Below are 3,189 nucleotides of genomic sequence, written 5' to 3'. Positions count from 1 at the left end.
ATCGTTTCGTGCAGGTAGAGCTTGGTATGGCCGTAATACTTCTTCATTTAGAGAGCGGGTGGGCGATCAGCGCGGTGGCCGGGTGTGGTGACCCGCCAAGGATCACCGGCATCGGGTCGCCGAAGCGACGCTTGACCGCGCGAGCGACCCGGTCGGGCTCGGCCGTGGCCCGGCGCTCGGCGACCTCGCCGGTCAGCACAGTGCCGTCGTCGCGGATCAGCACGACCGAGGGGACGGCATCGGTGTGGTCGCCCAGAGTGGCCATTTCAACCCGCCCGTCGCGGGCGATGGCGGCGGCGGTGAAGGTGGTTCCCAGATCGACAGCCAGCCCGTAACTCATCGGAATCTCTTCTTTCTGCCCGTGTGCGGATCAATGGATGACGGTGGTGTCGGTGCCGGGGTCGTGCCCGGACAGCGCGTGTGCCGAGCCTGCCGAGGAGTCAGGGTTAGCCTCGCTTGCCCCTTCGTACTCACCGACGCTGTGGGCGTCGGCGCTGGGCCCGGGCTCGGTCGGGTCGACGGCGGCCAGATCGGTGCCGCCGTGGGCGCCGGGTTCGTCGAGACCGGGCTGGTCATGGCCGACGAACGCTGCGTCCTGATGCGGGTCCGGTGTCGGCGTGTCGGCCGGTGGCTCCGTCGTCGGGTGCTCAAACGGCCTTGAGTCCGCCGAGCCGGGCGCGGAGTCGAACGCCCCGCCTGCCGGGTGCTGCGCCTGGACCGGCCCGTCCGGGAAGTGCCCCGCCGAAGCGGCACCGCGACCGGGCTCTGCCGGCCCACCGCGCAGACCGGCGAAGGCGCCTGGCGAGTCCGGCTCGTGGCCCGACGTCAGTCCGCCGGCCGTCGTCGCGGCGACGCCCAGGCTGTTGGCCAGCGGCGGTGTGGACATCACCCGAGCAGCGGGGAAGGCTTCCCGCGGCGTCGACGGTGCTGTCCCCACCTGAGATGACGCTGCCGTGGAGGCCGTCGACAAAGTCGTCGACCCGGCGGTGCCGTGCACGGCGCCGTCGTCGCTCTGCCCGCTCATTTCTCCGGCTTGGGTGGGGGGCCCGCCGGGTGCTTCTGCGTTTGCCGGGGGGACCGGTTCCTGGCCGGGCGGCTGGGGCACACTCGTCGAGACCGCTTCGGTCTGGTCGCTGGTGGTGGCGCCGGACTCGATTTCCGTCAGCGAGGCAGTGTCGTGCCCGTCGGTGTTCGGATCATCACCTGTCTGCACGCTCTCGGTCTGGGTGACGGTGACTTCGTTGTGACGGTCGCCGCCGGAGCCCACCGTGACGCTGATGCTGTTGTCGGCCTGGGTGACCGAGAAGCTACCGTCCGGGTGCTCCACGACCTGAACGCGGTCGGTTTCGTGAACGACCAGGTCGGTTTCCTGACCCGGCGGGTCGGGCACCACCGTGTGGTAGTTCTCGTGGAACACGTAGGCGTGGCCGTGCTCGTCGCGGACCACGACGTACTCGACCGCGTCAACGCTGAACATGCCGTCGGCGCCCTCGCGGACGACCACGTCCTGGTACATCTCGACGGTCAGCCCGTCGTGTCCTCCCTCAGTGCCGTCCTCCCCATGCTCGCCGCCGACCGCGCCATGGCCGGGCATCCGCCAGCTGGTCGCAAGGCCGGTGGCGAGGTGGCCACCGTCGCCGCTGGTGTGCAGCGTGACCCCACCCTCGGATGCGGAGCCCGGCGGTCCGGGAGCGCCGCCGGAGTCTGAGCTGGCTGGCGAACCGGTGCCGAGCTCCGTGCTGATGTGCTCAGCCCCGGGGGCACCGCCGCCGGGACCTGTGCTGATGTGCTCCGTGCTGATGTGCTCAGCCCCGGGGGCACCGCCGCCGGGACCTGTGCTGATGTGGTCCGCGCCGGCGTCGCTGCCGCCGGAGTGGGCGAGGTCGACCGGGCGTGACGCCGCCGCGGCTGCGCCGACCCCGACGCCGGTCCCACCGCCGACGACCCCGGCTGCGGCCGCTACCTGGGCGGCCCGGCGGGCTATCTCGCCGATGCGGGGTGGGGCGGTGGCGCCGGCGTCAGGGGCGGCGCGCACCCATGGGGGAATCGTCCCGCGGGCGCCGTGCTTGGCCGCTTCCCATAGCCGAGCCGGCATGCCGACGGCAGCGCCGCCTGCCGAGGCGGTCCGGCCGGGAGGGGTGCTCATGACAGCATCCCCTCCGCGGCGGGGCGCGGCTCCGCGGTGCCGGCACGCGGCCAGGGCTGGATGCCCAGAACCAGCCCTTCGCAGGTCCGCACCAGAACACGGGCGGCCTCACGGACGTCGCGGGTTGACGAGGGATGCTCGGCGCGGCGTTGCCACTGGGCCAGGGCGGCGATTGCGGCGCGGTGCAGTTCGTCGGACGGGCACTGGGGGTCCACGGCGAGGCGGGTGGCCGGGGCGGCCCCGTCACCACCGAGTACGCGGTAGGCAGCGGCCTTTTCGGTGTCGGTGAGCATCAACGCCCCCGTGCGGAGAGTGTCTAGCAGGCGTATTTCGGCGAATTCGTGGGCGCCAGCGGTGATGCGTTCGTATTCGTGGCGAAGGCCGGCGGCGGCGGGCACCGGCCAGCGCTGCAGCACCGCGTCGAGCGCCAGCAACGCCGACCGGGCCTTGAGGACGTCGGCGCGGCCGGCGAAGCGCCCGGTCAGGGCGTCGCGTAGCGGGGCGAGGCCGGCGCGGGCCGACAACTCGCGAGAGAGCGCAGCCGCGGTGGTAGCGACGCCGCTTTGCACCAGTCGCACCGAGAGCCGCAACCCAAAGAATCCGAACCGGTCGAGCAGCGCAGCTCGGCATGCCGGGTTAACGGCGATGTGGGTCTCCGCACCGGTGAACCGGGCCGCGGTGACCAACAGCCGCTCCAGCTCGGCCTCGTCGGCATGGGCCAGCACGGTAATGGCGCGGAACTCGTCTTCGCGCAGGGTCGCCGCGGTGGCGGCCAAGAGCCCGGCCACCGGCAGCACCGTCTGGCACAGGGCTTGCAGCCGTGGGTCTTGTTGGTAACGGGCCGCTACCCGGGCCGCGCTGTCGAGGGCATCCACTCGACCGTGGCCGACCTCGTCGGCGCGGCCGAGGACGGCGATGGTGTTGATCGGGCGGCGCTCTGCGGGATCGTTCCGAAAGGTCTCCAGGAACCGGACATCGGAGCCGTGCACGTGACGCATCAGGTAAACCACCGCGTCCACCTCGGCCTGCTCGTCCTCACCGTC

Annotated in this window: 2 protein-coding genes and 1 pseudogene; all 3 read right to left on the bottom strand. The window is 72.0% G+C overall.

Annotation, left to right across the window (positions count from 1 at the left end):
* Positions 1–43: 43 nt before the first annotated feature.
* On the bottom strand, positions 44–340 hold the full coding sequence (locus ACLP4W_RS22400) for an Hsp70 family protein (RefSeq protein ID WP_442389614.1): 297 nt from the start codon (positions 338–340) through the stop codon (positions 44–46).
* A gap of 30 nt (positions 341–370) precedes the next feature.
* On the bottom strand, positions 371–2,146 hold the full coding sequence (locus ACLP4W_RS22395; RefSeq protein WP_442389613.1) for a hypothetical protein: 1,776 nt from the start codon (positions 2,144–2,146) through the stop codon (positions 371–373).
* Positions 2,143–3,189: pseudogene (locus tag ACLP4W_RS22390) on the bottom strand (Isoniazid-inducible protein iniC); the annotation flags it as partial. The gene ACLP4W_RS22395 and the pseudogene ACLP4W_RS22390, both read right to left, overlap by 4 nt.

Origin of the sequence: Mycobacterium sp. (assembly GCF_052145595.1) — a bacterium.
Classification (GTDB): Bacteria; Actinomycetota; Actinomycetes; order Mycobacteriales; family Mycobacteriaceae; genus Mycobacterium.
Note: the sequence above shows the minus strand (reverse complement) of the source record. Positions and strands in the feature narration are given on the sequence as shown.